The organism is Mucilaginibacter ginsenosidivorax, from assembly GCF_007971525.1.
Classification (GTDB): Bacteria; Bacteroidota; Bacteroidia; order Sphingobacteriales; family Sphingobacteriaceae; genus Mucilaginibacter; species Mucilaginibacter ginsenosidivorax.
Genome location: NZ_CP042437.1, coordinates 4,402,719 through 4,419,679, shown reverse-complemented (window position 1 = coordinate 4,419,679; position 16,961 = coordinate 4,402,719). Strand labels below are relative to the sequence as shown.

The window sequence follows — 16,961 nt, the reverse complement described above, 5'->3', positions numbered from 1 at the left end:
TAGCCACGAGCTGGAAGCGCGCGGCAGCATTTGCTTGCGGCAGCGTTTATTTAGCTCCCCTTCAGAGGGTTGGGGGGACCTATTGATGCTGATACCGGCTCAATTTCTCGAAAAGTATTTTTGGATCAAATGGTTTCAGGATATAATCGTTCATGCCGGCATTATCTATTTCGCCCATTTGGTTACTTAGCATAGATGCGGTTAAAGCAATAATAGGTAATTGCTGAAAATATGGTTCGGGATTTGAACGGATAACCTGGGTAGCTTCTAACCCACCCATTTCGGGCATGTGTATATCCATTAAAACTACGTTATAGTTTTGATTGGCTGTCACCTTATTTACTGCCTCAAGCCCATTTTCGGCAAAATCGGCATCGGCGCCCCATTTTTTAAGGATTTTATTAATTAATAACCGGTTTATCTGGTTGTCATCAACTACTAAAACGTTAATTTTTAATCCTTCTTCCACTTTATTATTATTGGTATTTAATTGCTTATCTGCTTTGTCAAAAGTAATGGTAAACCAAAAGGTGGAACCCTGCCCCGGCACACTATCTACATTTATACGCGAATCATGCAGCTCGATAAGGCGTTTACTAATCGCCAGGCCTAAGCCGGTGCCCCCATATTTACGCGTAGTATCAGCTTCGGCTTGTTTAAATTGCTCAAATATCACATTTATTTTGTCGGGGGCAATACCTATTCCTGTATCTGCGATCGAAAACCTGATCCTTACATCCTTATCAGTTTCTTGTATTACCTTTAAATCGACATTAACACCACCTTTATCAGTAAACTTAACCGCGTTGCTTACCAGGTTTAATATAATCTGGCTTAAACGGGTCCGGTCGCCTAAAACAACTGACGGTACATCGTCATCGATGCTTCTGCTAAGATATATATTTTTTTCCACTGCTTTGTATTGCAATGAATTGTTGATGCTCTGTACCATATCGCGCAGGTCGAGACGTACGTGTTCAAGTTCAACGTTGCCTGTTTCCATCTTGGCAAAATCGAGCACATCATTAATCAAAGTCAATAAATTTTCGGCCGAAAATTTAAGAATAGCCAGGTTTTCCTTTTGCGATTCCAACGGATCTTCGTCCATCAACAGGTGCGACATACCAATAACTGCATTTAGCGGCGTACGGATTTCGTGGCTCATTACCGATATAAACATATCCTTGGCCCGGCTCAGCTGCAGTGCCTCTTCTTTGGCGGCAATTAATTGAATCTCGGCCTTCTTTTTCTCAGTAATATCAATAATTACCTCTACATACTTATCAACTTTACCTTTAGCATCCAATATTACCGAATTGATAACAGATACCCACAAAGGTTGTCCGTCTCTGCGATATATAAGTAAATCAACCTCAAAAGATTGTTTATTCCTGGAAAGCTCACGCGCCCGTTCAATAATCGCTACGTCAGTTAATGCGCCTTTCAATACGTCGCCCAGGTGGTTTCCCCGCACCTCTTTTATCTGGTATCCGGTAATTTTCTCAAAAGCTTCGTTAACCCACTCAACCCGGCCCTCACTGTTATTAATAACAATACCGCTGGTAACTTTGCTTGCCACAAGGGATAACAGGGTAAGTTCCTCTTCGGCCTTCTTGCGTTCGGTGATATCAACCATTACCCCTATCTGCCGGTCAACCTTACCTACTTCGTTAAAAATCGGGCTGTTTGATAGCCAGGCCCATATTGGCGTACCGTCTTTTTTGTATACTTTTATTTCAACCTCATAAGGCCGGTTTTCTTTTACGGCCTGCACAGCACCTTCAAAAACGCTCAGGTCAGAGTCCTTACCCAACAACGATGTGCCAATTGCCTTACCCTCCAGCTCGGCAAATGAATAACCTATAATATCTTCAAGAGCCTGGTTCATCCACATAAACCGCCCCTCGATATCACGAATAAATATGCCTCCGGGCGATTTCCGGGCGGCAAAAGATAATATCTCCAGATCCTGCTCAACTTTTTTACGGGCCGATATATCAATAATAACCCGGATATATTTATCAACATCGCCAACACTGTTACGTATAACAGAGTTAATAATTGTAACCCATAAAGGCTTGCTGCTTTTTGGTGTTATTAAAAGGTCAACCTCATATGATTCTTTATTTTTTATGGACGATAGCAATTTTGCTTCTGCAGCGGCATCTACAACGGTACCTTTAAGCGTGGCACCCAACCATTTATTTTTAACCTCGGCTAAAGTAAAGCCGGTAATGTGTTCAAATGCATCATTCACCCAAACAACCTCATCGGCGGCGTTGCTTATTACAACGCCGTTACTAACTTTACTGGCTACCAGGGCCAATTGTTCCAATTCCTGGGAAATGTGTTTTTGATAAGTAACATCGCGCCCGCTTGCAAACCATTTATCACCACTGAATTTAACAGACCAGCTTAACCATTTAACAACTTCATCAGGAGTTAATACAACAGTTTCGATATTAAATTTACCTTGTTGTTTACCTAATCCCTCCTTAAGCAAATTCAAAGTCCGAACTCTCTCCTCTTCAGGAAAAAAGTTCCAGATGGGCTGCCCAATGGCACTATACGGGCTTATACCCAAAACCGTATCAACCGAACGATTGATTTGTTCAATATTAAAATCCCTGTCCATAATGCAATGAACATCGGGCGAACTATCAAACAGGTTGTAAAAATCTTTATGAATTTGCAGGTTGCGCTCCAATTCGCGCTTTTGTTTGCGCAACTCAAGGTGCGACATCACATCTTTGGCAAGCGTTTTTAACGCATCCTCCTGCTCGGCGTTCAGAACCTTTATTTTTCGATCAAAAACACAAAGAGTTCCTATGCGGTAACCTTGCGGATCAATTAAAGGCGCACTGGCATAAAACCTAATACCCATATCACCTTTTACCAGGTCGGTATTGGCATATAAATCATTTTTGGTAGCATCCGGAACGATAACTATATCATCGCCCAAAATAGTGTGGCGGCAAAAAGATTCAGTTTTGGGGATATAATCAACCTGCAGGCCAACTTTTGATTTAAACCATTGCCGGTGATTGTCAATAAAGGTGATAAAAGCTAAAGGCGCCTGGCATATATAGGATGCCAGGCGCGTTATAGCGTCATATTCTTCTTCGGGCAATGTATCAAGCACATGGTATGATTGCAGCGCGGTTAAACGCTCTTCCTCATTGTCTATAAATCCATGCTGCTTTGCTGCCATTTATTCTGATCCTTCTTCGCGATACAATGGAAAATCGTGCATCAGCTTGTGCACCCTTTTACGAATTTTCTTTATAGAATGTTCATTTTCCGGGTCGGAAATTACCGCATCTATCAGGTCAACAATTTCTTCCATATGTTTTTCTTTCATATGGCGGGTGGTAATAGCCGCTGTACCAACACGAATACCCGATGTTACAAACGGCGACTTATCATCATAAGGTACCATGTTTTTATTCACAGTAATATCGGCACTAACCAAGGCATTCTCGGCAGCTTTACCAGTGATGTTTTTATTACGCAAATCAATCAGCATCAGGTGATTGTCGGTACCGCCTGAAATAATTTGGTAACCACGTTTTACAAATGCTTCGGCCATAGCTTCGGCATTCTTTTTTACCTGTACAATGTATTTCATATAGCTATCGCTCAAAGCCTCGCCAAAAGCAATGGCTTTAGCAGCGATGATGTGCTCCAGCGGGCCGCCCTGGGTACCAGGGAACACAGCCATATCTAATAATGACGACATCATCCGGGTTTCGCCTTTAGGCGTTTTTACACCGAAAGGGTTTTCAAAATCTTTACCCAATAAAATCAGGCCACCACGCGGGCCGCGCAACGTTTTATGCGTAGTAGTGGTAACAATGTGGCAGTGCGGGAGCGGATCTTTAAGCAACCCGCGGGCGATAAGACCTGATGGATGCGAAATATCGGCCAACACCAAAGCACCAACCTCATCGGCAACTGCACGGATAAATTCATAATCCCAATCGCGTGAGTAGGCAGAAGCACCACAAATAATCAACTTTGGTTTTTGCTCTAAAGCCACTCTCTTTAGTTGATCGTAATCAATTAAGCCAGTTTCTTTAACTACACCGTAAAAATGTGGCTCGTATAATTTGCCCGAAAAATTTACCGGCGAACCATGTGTTAAGTGGCCACCGTGCGAAAGATCAAAACCTAATATTTTATCGCCGGGCTGTAAACAGGAAAGCATAACAGCAGCATTAGCCTGCGCACCAGAGTGTGGCTGCACATTTGCCCACTCGGCATTAAACAGTTGTTTTGCACGCTCAATAGCAATGGTTTCAATTTCATCAACTACCTCGCAACCGCCATAATAACGTTTGCCCGGTAAACCTTCGGCATATTTGTTGGTCGCAACAGAACCGGCCGCTTCCATTACCTGACGGCTTACAAAATTTTCAGACGCAATCAGTTCAATGCCCTCTTCCTGGCGTTGCTGCTCTTCGTCCAAAAGTTTAAATATCAGTTTATCTCTTTTCATTGTGTGTTTTTAACGGCGCTAAGTTAAGTAATTGATACAGAATTGAGATGTGAGATATAAGATTTGAGGCAAAAGTAATCTGAGATTCTATCGGTTATAAAATTAGCGCAATATAATTTGCTATACAAGCTATAATAACTAATATGTTTTTGTAAAAAACGTATTCCACAGCCTAACAATCCGAAGCCAAGATTGCCACCCTGACGCTATTGTAAAGTAACCAATTTGATACCGACCGCAACCATAACTATGCTCACCTTATTCCGCTACATTTATTCTCATGGCATACACCAACCATTTAAAGTTTCACTTGGTTTATTCGTACGTAATTCACAATGTATATATTTATATATCATTCCATTAATAAAGATATATGGACAAAAACAGCAATGATCTAATCATTCGCCAGGCATCTATAAAGGATGCCGGTGACATTCTTGACATTTATAACGACGCCATTTTAAATACAACTGCGGTTTATAGCTATGAACCACACACCATTAATATGAGACTGGAGTGGCTGGAAGAAAAAAAACGGAATAATATACCTGTTTTTGTTGCCGAAGCAGATGGAAAAGTAGCTGGCTTTGCATCTTACGGACCGTTCAGGGCCTGGGCTGCATATCAATATACTATAGAGCATTCTGTTTACGTGCACAAGTCTTACAGGCAACAAGGAATAGCCGGAAAACTGTTAGTGCACCTCATTGAAACCGTTAAGCAAAAACAAGTACACACCATAATTGCCGGTATTGATGCCAATAATATAGCCAGCATTAGCCTGCACCAAAAATTGGGCTTTGCAGAAATAGGCACCTTTAAACAGGTTGGCTATAAATTTAACAATTGGCTCGATTTGAAATTCATGCAATTGATATTGGATAATGATTTCAAGCCGGACAACTAATTTTAAAATCAATTCTTTTTTAATACTTAAAATTATATATTTGCCACCCGAAACGGGGGATTAGCTCAGCTGGCTAGAGCGCTTGCATGGCATGCAAGAGGTCATCGGTTCGACTCCGATATTCTCCACCAACCCAAATACCCTTTAAAATCGACGTTTTAGAGGGTTTTTTTATGCCATTTTGGGTGATTTTAGTGTTTAACCAGCACGTTTACCAGCACGAAAATTTATTACGAAAAGTGCCTTAGTTGCCCTGATTGTGCCTTTTTTGAAGTTCTTTCAGGTCTTCCTGTGCAATCCTTTTTGTCGCCTCGGCTTTTAATTGCTCTTTTTTAGTCATTTTTTGCTCAGGTTTTGGCGGGTTAGCAACATGCTCTACAAATTTTTCTGCAAGGTCGGCAGGGTCAATAACGGGGATGTTGCCTACTGCGGTACCCACCTTGTTTACGTTGGTGTTAATTATTGCCAGCATATCCATGACCTGAGAGAATGAAGCGGTACCATTAGCTAAAGCTGCATTTGCTTTCGCCAGTTCTTCTTCCTGTAAGTTGATAACATAGTCATAAAGCTTCTTAATCATTTTAGGTATCGGTACATCAATGTTATAAATACCGTCATCATATCGTCTATAGAACTTAACCGGGCCTCGGTCAAATATATTAACGTACGCATCACCAAATTCATCTAAAAATTCAAAGTCAGTTTCTAACTCATATAATTCGTAATCGTCAGGGTGATTAGCTTTCATCCAGTTGATAAATTCTAACACATGCCAAAAATACCAGAACGTGGTAAACGGGTCATGCTCTTCCCTCAACTTGTCAAGCCCATCCATTACTAACTGTACCGATTGCAACTGAGATAAGATGTATTCTTTCATCCCTCAAATATAAAAGTTTAACCCTTGATGACTATACCTCAGCTACGTCAATACAGACAATTACATGACATTTAAATGACAATAAAAATAAGGTTTTCGCTTGACAAAAATGGCTGCTTGACAACGGAAATTTATGGTGTATTTTTGCTCAGTGTATGACCCAATGCACGGTTTTAACTCTATTTTCTCAAAGTCCGGGGGCTGGTTTTGCCCATGCTGGTAGCATCTAAATTGTTTCAGCCCTTACTCAAAAACTAAATAGCTGTAGAAATATCCTGTTGTTGTCGCAATACCTTTTCAACCCATTTGATTGGGTCAGGTGCCAAAAAATTTTTTTGCCCCAAAAAATTGGAAAAGTTTGCCTTTATCAAAGTTGTGTCATTTAATCCGGGATTACTGTAAATCCCGGTAATAGAAGATAGTTATAATAAATACCCATTACTGAACCCTGAAAATTAGGGACTGGATGCCGCTGCCTGCCTTAAAGTGAATGGATAGTTTAACAAAAAAACAAACATAAGTTATTAATAATCAGTGAAGATGATGAGTGCGATTGAAATAAAAAAGAGAAAGAAAAGGAAACCAAAGTATCCTACGGAAACAGAACGGGTAAACGCCGTAAGAGCATCAAAAGTTAGATGTAATAAAAAGAAGAAACCAAAGGCAATGATAAAGCCCTTGTATGGTAATTTTAATGATAGGTACAGGTCTGGCTTGTTTAAATATTTGATATTGAAAAATTTTCATGCTATGGTAACCCTTACTCATAAGAGTAGGACTACACTTAAACAGCATGAGGTGTTGATAAACCGAAAGTTAAAATTAATGGTGGGCAAAGGTTTTATCAGTTGTTTTTTTAAAGTTAATGAGTACAAGGATAACAAATATCACTGCCATATTTTGGTGGAAGATGCAGCGGTAGCCAAAGACCTTGCCGGGGTCTTCAAGCGTTGGTGGAAAGAGAACGGTAACTGTGACTACAAGAGAATTAAGTCAGAACTCGATAAAGGTAAAGCAGTTAACTACTGCTTAAAGCAACTGCAACCTGAGAGTAGAAAACACAGTATTCAGGAATTAATAGATACGTGGGATTACTATCAAATACCTGAGCCAGTAGTACAGGTTGATTTGTTTAGAAACCCCGACTTTTTAGCCTATATAAGACGGAGTAAAGATTACGAATACAAACGCCCGGCAGGTTCCTTAATTATTCCGGGAATGACCTTAAATGAGGCTTTTAATAGGATACAAGCGAAGATGGATAAGCGCATAACACCACAAAACAAACTTGTGGCTATTTATTAATAAAAAGATATGGAACTAATATTAAAAAAGAAAAAAGCTGATGCTTTCGTCAGTGCGATGCAGGGATTAGCAAAAAAATTTGATGGTGTGTATTTACCGGGACAAATAGAAGAATTTGTCAAACTGGATGTAGTTAATGGTAAAATGCAATTAACCTTTGATAAGGTAGTCCCTGAGATGGTGCGTATCGCCTGTACCATGGCGTTTGTTGAAACCTTGCTATAAAATCCCTAAGTAAACTACCGAGGTTAACTGAAAAGTCATACTTTAGTGGTGAAAAAATATTAACGTACAATACGTTCATTGCTTCCACGAATTACGACAAATAGAGGAACAAGCAATAATGTGTGTGGTACGCCCGTATGGGCGTGGCTATACCTTTGCTTGTTCGGGGCGTCGTAACCCTGTGGTGGCTTGGTATGTGTCCACGCCCTATTTTTTTGCTGAGCAAACCACAATTTACGACAATATGAAACAAATCTTTAAACCTGTCACCCTGTTATGGGTACTTCTAATTAGTATCGTCACTCAGACTAAAGCACAAGACCTACCGCCCATGGCTCCACTTAATCGGGAGTACTTAGTTTCTCAAATTGACGGCGATGGTTACACTATGAAATACCAATACGATAGTAAGTATAGGTTAACTTCATTTACCATTTTTAATAAGTATAACCTGAACGATGTTAAGCGGTTTACGTTACAGTACCTGCCTAACAAAATTGTGATGACAAGCCGGGGTACCGAGTACGGTGACAGTCCGCAAACCTTTAAAACCGACCTTAACGGACACGTAAAAGAAATTACCTCGGCTGCATGGAGTTCAAAAGAATATTTTTTTGATTACATCTGGAAATTTACATATTCAAATGCCGGGTACTTGGAACGTATAAATATGTATTCGAGGGGGGATAAGTCATTGCAATATATCTATCAAGTCATGTATGACAGTGGTAATATTAGCGACCTCAAAACTGCTTTCAACGCCGGGCAGCCGGATAATAAAGGTATAGATTTCGCTATGACATACTACGATAAAGAGTCAGTCCTCAATATGAATTTCATTTTGCAAATGTTATACACTCAAAAAAATCTTTACGGAGATTACTTAGCCGACCGGATGTTTCTTGGCATACCGGGAGAGTTATTTGGGGTGCAAAATAACAGACTGATTGCAAGTATTACCTATAAAAATATGTTCTCGCCCTACAATGATTCAAAGGGTTACCATGAGAGTTGGAACAAAACATATAACATCAAATACGATTTCGACGACAAAGGATTAATAAGGTCGGTCATAATTGATGACCATGTGTACAAGATAACTTTTAAAACCGGCAAAGGATGAGAAGTTTATTAATATGCTTGGCATTAGCAGTATTGGTTACTGCTTGCCAAAATAAAACAAAATCTAACTCAGGTATTGGAGAAGCAGTAGACACCAGCAACATGGTGATGCCTAACACATCACAAACGAGTAGCCAACAAGTAAAGGCTACATTTCAAGCTAATCGATGCTTCGTTAACAGCAGCAATACGGTAACCTATTTGATTAACGGCTCATACTGTTTCTTTACGAACAAAATTTGCTCATTCACCTATGACGAGGTTAACAATATTATAGCCATAAACTACGCCGGGGTAATGTCAGACAAGAAAGATGACATGGTTTACTATGAAATTGAATCAGGGTACGATGTGAAAGACCGGGGTTATCAGATGGGTATAAATGTAAGCGAAGTAGAACGCAGTTACAACCTAAACGGCAACCTAAGTAACCCATGTTACGCACTTGTACAGATGGATAAATTATCTGAGGGGCGTTACCAACTAAGTAGGTCGGGCGACCGATTTAGCTTCTACAAACCTTTAAATATTAATGACGTACTTAATGACTTTTCATACGCTATGGACGGGCTAAAACAGACTTCCAGTAGTTACAGTCAGGCTTTCCTCGTTACTGAAAATAAAATGAACCTTATCGAGAGTCAGGGTGCTGAGAACATTGACGCTGTATTGAGCAATAAGGTAGACCATACCTATAAATCACTTATGGCGAAATGGAACCAAATAAACAAGGGTAAAAACACTGTAGACGACTATGTAGCAACTCATCAACAGGTTAGTAATAATCAGGAATACACGCCGTCTATCTTTAACGAACTAATAGCAAACATGGAACGAATGAAAGAATTAATTGTTGAGAACGAACAATTTAATCAGACACTGGATACCGAAGTCATACCGCTGCTACAGCAAAATTAATTGTACTATTTGGTACCAAAACCCATCTTTATCGGTACCATAATACCCCCTAAAGGCTCCGGCCAGGAGCCGGGGTCTTTAGGGATATTTAGAAATTGATATTAAAATCGGAATAAGTGACCAACCGATGACATCGATAGGGTACTTACTCCGACAATTCACCGGCTTTATAAGTCTAAAATTTTTCAAAATTTGGGTTTACCACTGCATTTGAAATAAAAACCCGGTCAGGTTTTACGCTGCCGGGTATCTATTAACAATGGTGTTTTAAATACTCAATTGCTACAGTAGTAAGGATTTTGATAATCGCATTGATTATCGTCTTCTTAGTTTCTTTTGCCATTAGATTATGGGTAAGAGTGTTTAAGAAGCGATTTTGCGAATACCCCACAACAGGGTTTCATCTTTACGGTTTAGACAAAGGTAAGGAGCATTTTGCAGAGTAAAAAATTGGTACCTTAAAAGGCGTATTCGGGTTTGTAGTATGGCTCCAAACCTAACAACGTCAAAATTTCAATTGGTTGGTCAATCAAGAAGTCAGGCTTTGAGTTAATCAACAAGTTTAACTCGTCAGACCCCCATTTGCAGCCTACACTTTTAATACCTGATGCTTTGGATGCTTCAATGTCAATAGCACGGTCGCCAAATGAATAAATAGCGTCACAGTCACACTCCATTAAACTCATAGCTTTAATAAACGATTCAGGGTGAGGTTTTCTGTTCTTTACAGCGAAGTAATCTATTAGGTGTTTATAGGGAATGTTGAAATGCCTTAAAACCATTTGAGCATACTTACCGGGGCTGGTGGTGATAACGCATATTTCAATATCGTTATGGTTTATAGTATCCAAAACTACCCTCATACCCTCATACAATTTGAATGATGGGATTAATGAATATACGGCAGACCAGTTGCGATTTTTTCGCTCGGTTTCAGCTAAAGAACTATCAACCAAAGTTTGGTCAAGGTCAAAAATTATTGATTTTTTCACGATTAAAATAGTTTAGGTTGGTTTGTTATTTTCTTTTTTACGGATTCCTTTCTCTCCTTTGCTACTTGCCCTTTTGACGGCTTTTCTTTTGCCGTTGATGTTAACGGCTTAACTGTAGGTACATCGCTGGTTAAGGACTTCTCAGGCTCTACCGTAGGCATATTACTGGTTACAGGTTGCTCAGGCTCTACCGTAGGCATCTCACTGGTTACAGATTGCTCAGGCTTTACCGTGGGTATTTCACTGGTTTCAGGATGCTCAGGCTCTACCGTAGGTATCTCATGGGTTACAGGATGCTCAGGCTCTACCGTAGGTGCCTCACTGATTACATGTTTCTCAGGCTCTACCGCAGGTATCTCACTGTTTGCCGACTCTGTTAATTCTACCGAGTTTTCCTGCTTAGTTAATAGTGCCGGGGCTGGTAAACTATTCGCTGTTTCGGACTTGTTAAAAAGGGAGATAAACTCTATAAGATTATCAGAAGTTAATGCAAACGCCTTGCCCTCTCTGATTAATTTTTCATTGCCTTTTGTTTTGGAGTACTCCAATTCAGCACCTTTATACTTAATTGCAGCTAATGATTTTCTACTAACTAAGGTTGCGTTGACTGCGTGCATAGTGCCGCCTTTCTCGTCTGTCTGAATTACAATGGTCGCCTCAGAAAGTCCCGCCTGTAATCGGTCACGTTCAACAAAATAGTTCGCTAATGCACCTGTACCGACAAAGTACTCACTTAATAACACACCTCCTTTGTCTAAAATTTCCTCAGCTAATGCGTAGTTTTCTTTGGGATAGATGGTATGTAAACCGTGCGCTAATATTGCAGTAGTAAAGCCGTTAACTGATAAGCACCCACGGTGACCCGAAGCATCACAACCCTTTGCTAAACCGCTAACGACATTGAAGTTCTGCAATGCTAACTGTTTACCAAAGTACTCACCTGCTTTAATTCCCGCTGGACTTGGCTCTCTCGTACCAATTACTGCAACTCCTATTAAATTCGATAAGTCATCTAAATTACCTTTGGTGTTTATTATTAGCGGAGGGTCGATAATATTCGTCAATGCCGGAGGAAATTTCTTGTCGTAAAAAGAAGTAATCTTAATGTTGCCCCGGTCTGATTTTTCAAGGATGTCGTCCCCCTTTTTAAAAGCTTCATTTATGTCGGGTTTGGAATACTCAGGAAAACGCTGTAAGGTTTTGCTACTGCTTACTTCGAGTATAAAGTCTACAAGGTCTGCGGTGTCACCTGAAAAGTCAAGGTCGCACAGCTTCTTAGCGGTCTTACGCCCCATGCCCCGCAATTGCAAAATCCTTACTAAGTCTTCGGTTCTTATCGCCATGTTTTAAGTTCGTTTTCGTTAAAATAAATCATCAATATCAAACACATCAAAGTCAGGCTCATACTGCACATAAGTGGAAACAGTTTTTGCCAAAAACAACCCTATAACATTAGATGCCCCGGTACGTAGAAGTTCAGCAGCTACTTGCTTAAATGATGTTGCACTGGTACAAACATCGTCAAATAAGTAAACAGTTTTACCAGTGTACTTAGCATTGTGAAAAGTAAAATGTTCAATCTTATTGCCCCCGGCGTGTCCTTTGGTTGCTTCGTGCGCTACAGTGGTGATACCATCGTAGCAGTTTGGTAAACCTAAAGCGTTACCTAATGAGTTTGAGAAGTTTCTGAATCGGTTGGTATTTCTGATTGGGTCGGATGCAGGAATTACCATTAAACAGGCATTGGTAACAGAGAAGCCTTTTGCCCTAAAAGCCTGAGCGATTTTGTTCGCTACCGTTGCGCTATTATTACCGTCCTTGAATTGCCATATTAATCTTCTTACCCATTCAATGTTGCCGTCAACTTCGGCAAATTTGTTTTTCCCATAGTAGTCATGAATGGCATAGGTTTTTAGTTGTTTCCCTGATACGTGGTACTCTTTTACAATTCTAAATTCTGCGATGTCTTTGTTGTAGGTTAACTCGGTCATGTGTATGAAAGAGGGTTTAGATTAAACTATTATTTTGTGATGAAACAAATATAGTTTTTTGCCCAATTACTTGATGGTACCAGCTTGTATTACAACTAAATAATTAAATTTTTAACAACAGCATCATATTGCTAACATTATTAGCATTTTTGTAATTGTGAAAAGTGTTGCAGATATTCAGGTTTACAGGTTTAAGAAGTCGGATAATGAGTTACCGCTATTTCTATCACAGATACGATGCGGTTTTCCCTCCCCGGCAGATGACTACTTAGAGGAATGTCTATCATTAGATGATATATGTATAGCTAACGCAGCCAGTACATTTTTAGGCAGGGTCACCGGGCATTCACTAAAAGACCTACTGATTTACCCCGGTGATATAGCCGTAATTGATAAAAGCCTGAAACCTGAACACCGGGATTTGGTGCTATGTGCAATTGATGGAGAATTTAATGCTAAGATACTGCATATAGATAAATTACAGGGCATACGACTGTTATCGGCAAACACCGACTTTCAACCTATAATCATTAATGAACTTACTGATTTTCGGGTTTGGGGGGTGATTACATATATTATCCAAAACATTAAAAGCCGTAGCGATGGTTGGCATTATTGATTGTAATAATTTTTACGCATCCTGTGAGCGGGCATTTAATCCTGCCCTGAAAGATGTACCCGTTATTATCTACAGTAACAATGATGGTGCGGTAATCGCCCGAAGTGAAGAAGCCAAAGCGTTAGGTATCGGAATGGCAGTGCCGATGTACGAAATTAAGCGGTTAATGAAAATTCACAACATTCAGGGATTTAGTAGTAACTACACCCTATATGGCGACATGTCAAAGCGCATTAAAGCTATTATTAGGCAGTTTTTCCACGAGGTTGAGGATTATTCAATCGATGAGAGTTTCGTGTCCTGTAAGGGCTTAAAATACCGTGACCAGTTTAGCTACATTAAGGATGCGAGGGATAAAATTAGCAGATGGTCTGGCGTACCTGTATCAATTGGCGTAGCCGAAACTAAGACGTTGGCAAAGCTTGCAAACAGGATTGCTAAGAAGCAATTTCGAGAAACCGGGGTCTATATACTGGATACCGAAGATAAACGCATTGATGCCCTTAAAAACACTGAAATTACCGATTTATGGGGTGTGGCAAGACGTTTGGGCGCAAAGCTAAATGCTAAGGGAATTGCGACCGCCTACGACCTTTCAATGGTTGCCCCTGAGTGGGCAAAGACAAATTTTAGTGTAGTGTTGCAGCGTACTATTTATGAACTCAACGGGGTGCAGTGCATCCCCTTGGAACTGGTGCAACCGGACAAACAAAACATTGCCTCACAAAAAAGCTTCGGTAAATTTCAGACTGAATTTGAGCCGATGGCAGAGGCTTTAGCCAACTACACTGCACGAGTTGCTGAAAAGCTACGACGGCAAAATTTTGTTGCTGGTGGTATCCGGGTTTGGTTGGGTACAAATAATTTTTCAAAGACAGATGCTCAGTATTTCCCGGAGATAAGCACGGTATGTGATGTACCTACTGATTACACACCATCCCTGATTAAAAGTGCTATCGAGGCATTGCATGTCATCTATAAAAAAGGGTACTTGTATAAACGTGTAGGTATTATGTTGATAGACCTACGGCATAACAGCGATGGTACACAAAATTTATTTCGGGCTGATACCCGGCAAAGGGAAATTGCAATTATTAAAAGAGTTGACCGCCTGAACCATCTTAACGGTCGTGACACAGTGCGGTCGGCGCAACAAGGCTTTCAGGCTGATTGGAGAATGAAGCAGGATAACCTAAGCCCTAAGTACACTACACGGTTAACCGATATAATACACATAAAATAAGAAACCCCGGACTTGCCGGGGCTTGATTGCTATATTGCTTGTGTTTTTAAATGCTTAGTTTCAACAAATGTACCTAAGTCTTTTAAATAGTTTTCGGTCATTGAGATACTACCGTGGCGGTTGGCACTCATGATTTGCGCTAAACTCCATTCTCCGCTAAGGTAACGTTTGATATTGCTTGTGTGTTTAAACCCGTATAGGTCATAGCCTTTATTGATTATCCTGTCAGTTTCTTTCATGTCCGGGTTATCAATCATATCCTGAGCATCGATTTTTTTTAAAGCGGTCATCAACTTTTCATACGGTGTGTTAATACCCACCTTGTATTTTCCGACAATATTAGTAGTTGAGCCAGTTAAGAAATAATCGCCGGGATACTCGGAAAGGTTTAGTTTTTCAAGTGCTGTCCAAAAATTACCATCAATATCAACTGTCTGATGTTTATTGTTATGGGTGTTTTTTTTAACCGATGCAGGGACAGTGATTTTACCTGTAGTCAGGTTCACGTCCTTAACTCTTAAACCACGAATTTCACCGGGACGGATACAAGTGTAGTAAACCATCCTACAGAAAAAAGCTGCATAGGTATCATGTTCATCTAAGTAAGTTAATATACGCTTTAAGTCAGTATCGCTATATGGCGCATGCTTTTTTGGAATTTCCTTAACACTTTTGATTTTCTTATCGAAGCCATCTTTTGGATTTTCTGTAATGTAATCTAACTTCACCATAACACTAAAGAATGCACTGAAAATTCTTTTAGCCGCACCTACTGTGTTATGAGAGTACGTACCATCACTAATTTTTAATTGAACAAATTTCTCTAAGTCACGTGTAGTAACATCTTTTAGTAATTTGCCGGGGAAGTAAGAAGACAAGGCGTTTAGCTTGCTTAGGTAGGTGCCGATAGTTTTGGCACGGCTGTTATGTAAGATGTGGTAATCTTTAAAAATGATAATGGCTTCTGCTACCGTGGTAAAATCTTTTTTACGTTTTTCGATGTATTCGGTTGGTGCGAAAGGGTTATAGCCATTAGCTAATCTTTGCTTAGTCATTTCTAAAATGATTTCAGCCTCTTGCTGCTTCTTTTGGTGGTCATGGTTAAGTCTGTTAAGTCCCTTTTTAATCCTAACCTGTCTACCTTCGTAGTAGTATTCAATATACCACAACTGCTTGGCTTGCTCCGCAGCCTTACTGCTACCTTTTGGAGCAGATGTAACCTCTTTACCTTTCTTAATAACCGGGGGCGTATATTTGCGTGTTTCCATCTTTAAATCGTATAGTCAAAGATAAACAACGTTTGGGATAATTCAGCACGTTTTTAGGATTTTTTTCTCAAAAAAAACGCATTTTTGTACTTGAAAAGCCATTTAGTGGAGTATCCGATATTCTCCACATATTAAAAACAGGCTTTTAGATTAATTTCTAAAAGCCTGTTTTTTGATCGGGTAATTTTGTAATTTTCTGGTTGCAACTAAATTACATTCGTAAAGTACCCCCGCAATATTTTATGGCCGTGGTCGGCGTTCGAATTACTTATGCCCAAAACATTTTTTTATTGACGACTTCACACGCAGCACACATTTACAGGCTGGCGTGGTCGACTTATAAGTTTATCCTAATTTACCCTTATAAACGTTGTGGTGTCAACGAACGTTGAAAAGTTAGCTGTTACTTTTGTGGTGTAAGAGCTATCCGTTGTTTATAGGCTATCCGTCAATTTACCTTTGACATAACACCGCTATAAAAGTTCATATGATTCCCGCAGATAAGTAAACAATTTGGGGTGCAGCTCATCCAGCAACGCAATACGGATATGGTTCTCAAACTTATTACCCACGGCCACACTTTTAAGAACTGGCTTTTCTGTATGTCCCATTTTCGAGTAAAACTTAATGTCCAACTCTTTTTTCATCGGCCGGATTACCAGGAAAGTCAGCCGCCGGGTGAAAACGATGCAATTAGGCGTAGTGCCAACCAGCACATCCTCCCAACCGGCTACTTCGGCCAGTATCTTATCAAATACCAGCACAAGTTCCGGCGGGCGGCCTCCAAGCAAACTGTCAAGGCTAACCCGTGCGCAATAATGGCGCTGTTCAGGCTTCGGCAGCTCGCGCTCACATTTCGGGCAGGTCCAGCTCATAGTCCATTTTTTGCCTAAATTTAGCGAATGCTCCCCAGGTCATGAAAAAAACTCTGCCTTTTGATTTATTGCCTCCCGGCCAGTACTATCCAAAAGCGGGCCATTGGCATGAGGAGTA

General features: G+C 40.2%; 15 protein-coding genes and 1 tRNA gene. 8 read left to right on the top strand and 8 right to left on the bottom strand.

From position 1 onward, the window contains the following. Positions 1 to 79 precede the first annotated feature (79 nt). Together FSB76_RS18485 and glyA are read right to left on the bottom strand one after the other, a co-directional pair. A complete protein-coding gene (locus FSB76_RS18485) occupies positions 80 to 3,211 on the bottom strand; it encodes a PAS domain S-box protein (RefSeq protein ID WP_147055883.1) in 3,132 nt (1,043 codons plus the stop codon). Then, positions 3,212 to 4,498: a serine hydroxymethyltransferase gene (glyA, locus tag FSB76_RS18480; protein ID WP_147055880.1), complete on the bottom strand. Its 1,287-nt coding sequence runs from the start codon at positions 4,496 to 4,498 to the stop codon at positions 3,212 to 3,214. 373 nt (positions 4,499 to 4,871) lie between these two features. Between glyA and FSB76_RS18475 the strand changes: the two genes are divergently transcribed. Then, positions 4,872 to 5,405: a GNAT family N-acetyltransferase gene (locus FSB76_RS18475; protein ID WP_225976244.1), complete on the top strand. Its 534-nt coding sequence runs from the start codon at positions 4,872 to 4,874 to the stop codon at positions 5,403 to 5,405. A 54-nt stretch (positions 5,406 to 5,459) separates the two neighbouring features. Continuing rightward, positions 5,460 to 5,536, top strand: a tRNA-Ala gene (locus tag FSB76_RS18470). A 113-nt stretch (positions 5,537 to 5,649) separates the two neighbouring features. On the opposite strand, the gene FSB76_RS18465 is transcribed toward FSB76_RS18470, so the two are convergent. Beyond that, positions 5,650 to 6,285, bottom strand: a complete 636-nt coding sequence (locus FSB76_RS18465) for a hypothetical protein (protein ID WP_147055878.1) — start codon at positions 6,283 to 6,285, stop codon at positions 5,650 to 5,652. 540 nt (positions 6,286 to 6,825) lie between these two features. Between FSB76_RS18465 and FSB76_RS18460 the strand changes: the two genes are divergently transcribed. The 4 genes from FSB76_RS18460 to FSB76_RS18445 all read left to right on the top strand — a co-directional run bounded on the left by FSB76_RS18460 (position 6,826) and on the right by FSB76_RS18445 (position 9,855). Further along, positions 6,826 to 7,590: a hypothetical protein gene (locus tag FSB76_RS18460; protein WP_147055876.1), complete on the top strand. Its 765-nt coding sequence runs from the start codon at positions 6,826 to 6,828 to the stop codon at positions 7,588 to 7,590. A gap of 9 nt (positions 7,591 to 7,599) precedes the next feature. Beyond that, a complete protein-coding gene (locus tag FSB76_RS18455) occupies positions 7,600 to 7,815 on the top strand; it encodes a hypothetical protein (RefSeq protein ID WP_147055874.1) in 216 nt (71 codons plus the stop codon). Between the two features lie 331 nt (positions 7,816 to 8,146). Next, the gene (locus FSB76_RS18450; RefSeq protein ID WP_158642934.1) at positions 8,147 to 8,938 is read left to right on the top strand and encodes a hypothetical protein; all 792 of its coding nucleotides are present in this window, start codon (positions 8,147 to 8,149) and stop codon (positions 8,936 to 8,938) included. Positions 8,939 to 9,045: 107 nt separating this feature from the next. Then, positions 9,046 to 9,855, top strand: a complete 810-nt coding sequence (locus FSB76_RS18445) for a hypothetical protein (RefSeq protein ID WP_147055870.1) — start codon at positions 9,046 to 9,048, stop codon at positions 9,853 to 9,855. A gap of 458 nt (positions 9,856 to 10,313) precedes the next feature. On the opposite strand, the gene FSB76_RS18440 is transcribed toward FSB76_RS18445, so the two are convergent. The 3 genes from FSB76_RS18440 to FSB76_RS18430 are packed head-to-tail and all read right to left on the bottom strand — an operon-like array spanning position 10,314 to position 12,838. Next, the gene (locus FSB76_RS18440; RefSeq protein WP_158642933.1) at positions 10,314 to 10,847 is read right to left on the bottom strand and encodes an HAD family hydrolase; all 534 of its coding nucleotides are present in this window, start codon (positions 10,845 to 10,847) and stop codon (positions 10,314 to 10,316) included. A 2-nt stretch (positions 10,848 to 10,849) separates the two neighbouring features. Continuing rightward, on the bottom strand, positions 10,850 to 12,190 hold the full coding sequence (locus FSB76_RS18435; protein WP_147055867.1) for a DNA-processing protein DprA: 1,341 nt from the start codon (positions 12,188 to 12,190) through the stop codon (positions 10,850 to 10,852). Positions 12,191 to 12,208: 18 nt separating this feature from the next. Further along, positions 12,209 to 12,838 (bottom strand): phosphoribosyltransferase, encoded by a 630-nt coding sequence (locus FSB76_RS18430; RefSeq protein WP_147055865.1) that lies wholly within the window; start codon positions 12,836 to 12,838, stop codon positions 12,209 to 12,211. 157 nt (positions 12,839 to 12,995) lie between these two features. On the opposite strand from FSB76_RS18430, the gene FSB76_RS18425 reads away from it, so the two are divergent. Together FSB76_RS18425 and FSB76_RS18420 are read left to right on the top strand one after the other, a co-directional pair. After that, positions 12,996 to 13,457, top strand: a complete 462-nt coding sequence (locus FSB76_RS18425) for a LexA family protein (protein WP_158642932.1) — start codon at positions 12,996 to 12,998, stop codon at positions 13,455 to 13,457. After that, positions 13,441 to 14,700, top strand: coding sequence for a Y-family DNA polymerase (locus FSB76_RS18420; protein WP_147055861.1), 1,260 nt, complete (start codon positions 13,441 to 13,443; stop codon positions 14,698 to 14,700). Before FSB76_RS18425 ends, FSB76_RS18420 begins: the two co-directional genes overlap by 17 nt. A 29-nt stretch (positions 14,701 to 14,729) precedes the next feature. Here FSB76_RS18420 and FSB76_RS18415 read toward each other — a convergent pair whose 3' ends face one another. Together FSB76_RS18415 and FSB76_RS18410 are read right to left on the bottom strand one after the other, a co-directional pair. Then, positions 14,730 to 15,968, bottom strand: a complete 1,239-nt coding sequence (locus tag FSB76_RS18415) for a tyrosine-type recombinase/integrase (protein WP_147055859.1) — start codon at positions 15,966 to 15,968, stop codon at positions 14,730 to 14,732. Positions 15,969 to 16,441: 473 nt separating this feature from the next. Next, entirely contained in the window at positions 16,442 to 16,843 is a 402-nt protein-coding gene (locus tag FSB76_RS18410) for a DUF5655 domain-containing protein (RefSeq protein ID WP_147055857.1), read from the bottom strand. Between the last annotated feature and the right edge of the window lie 118 nt (positions 16,844 to 16,961).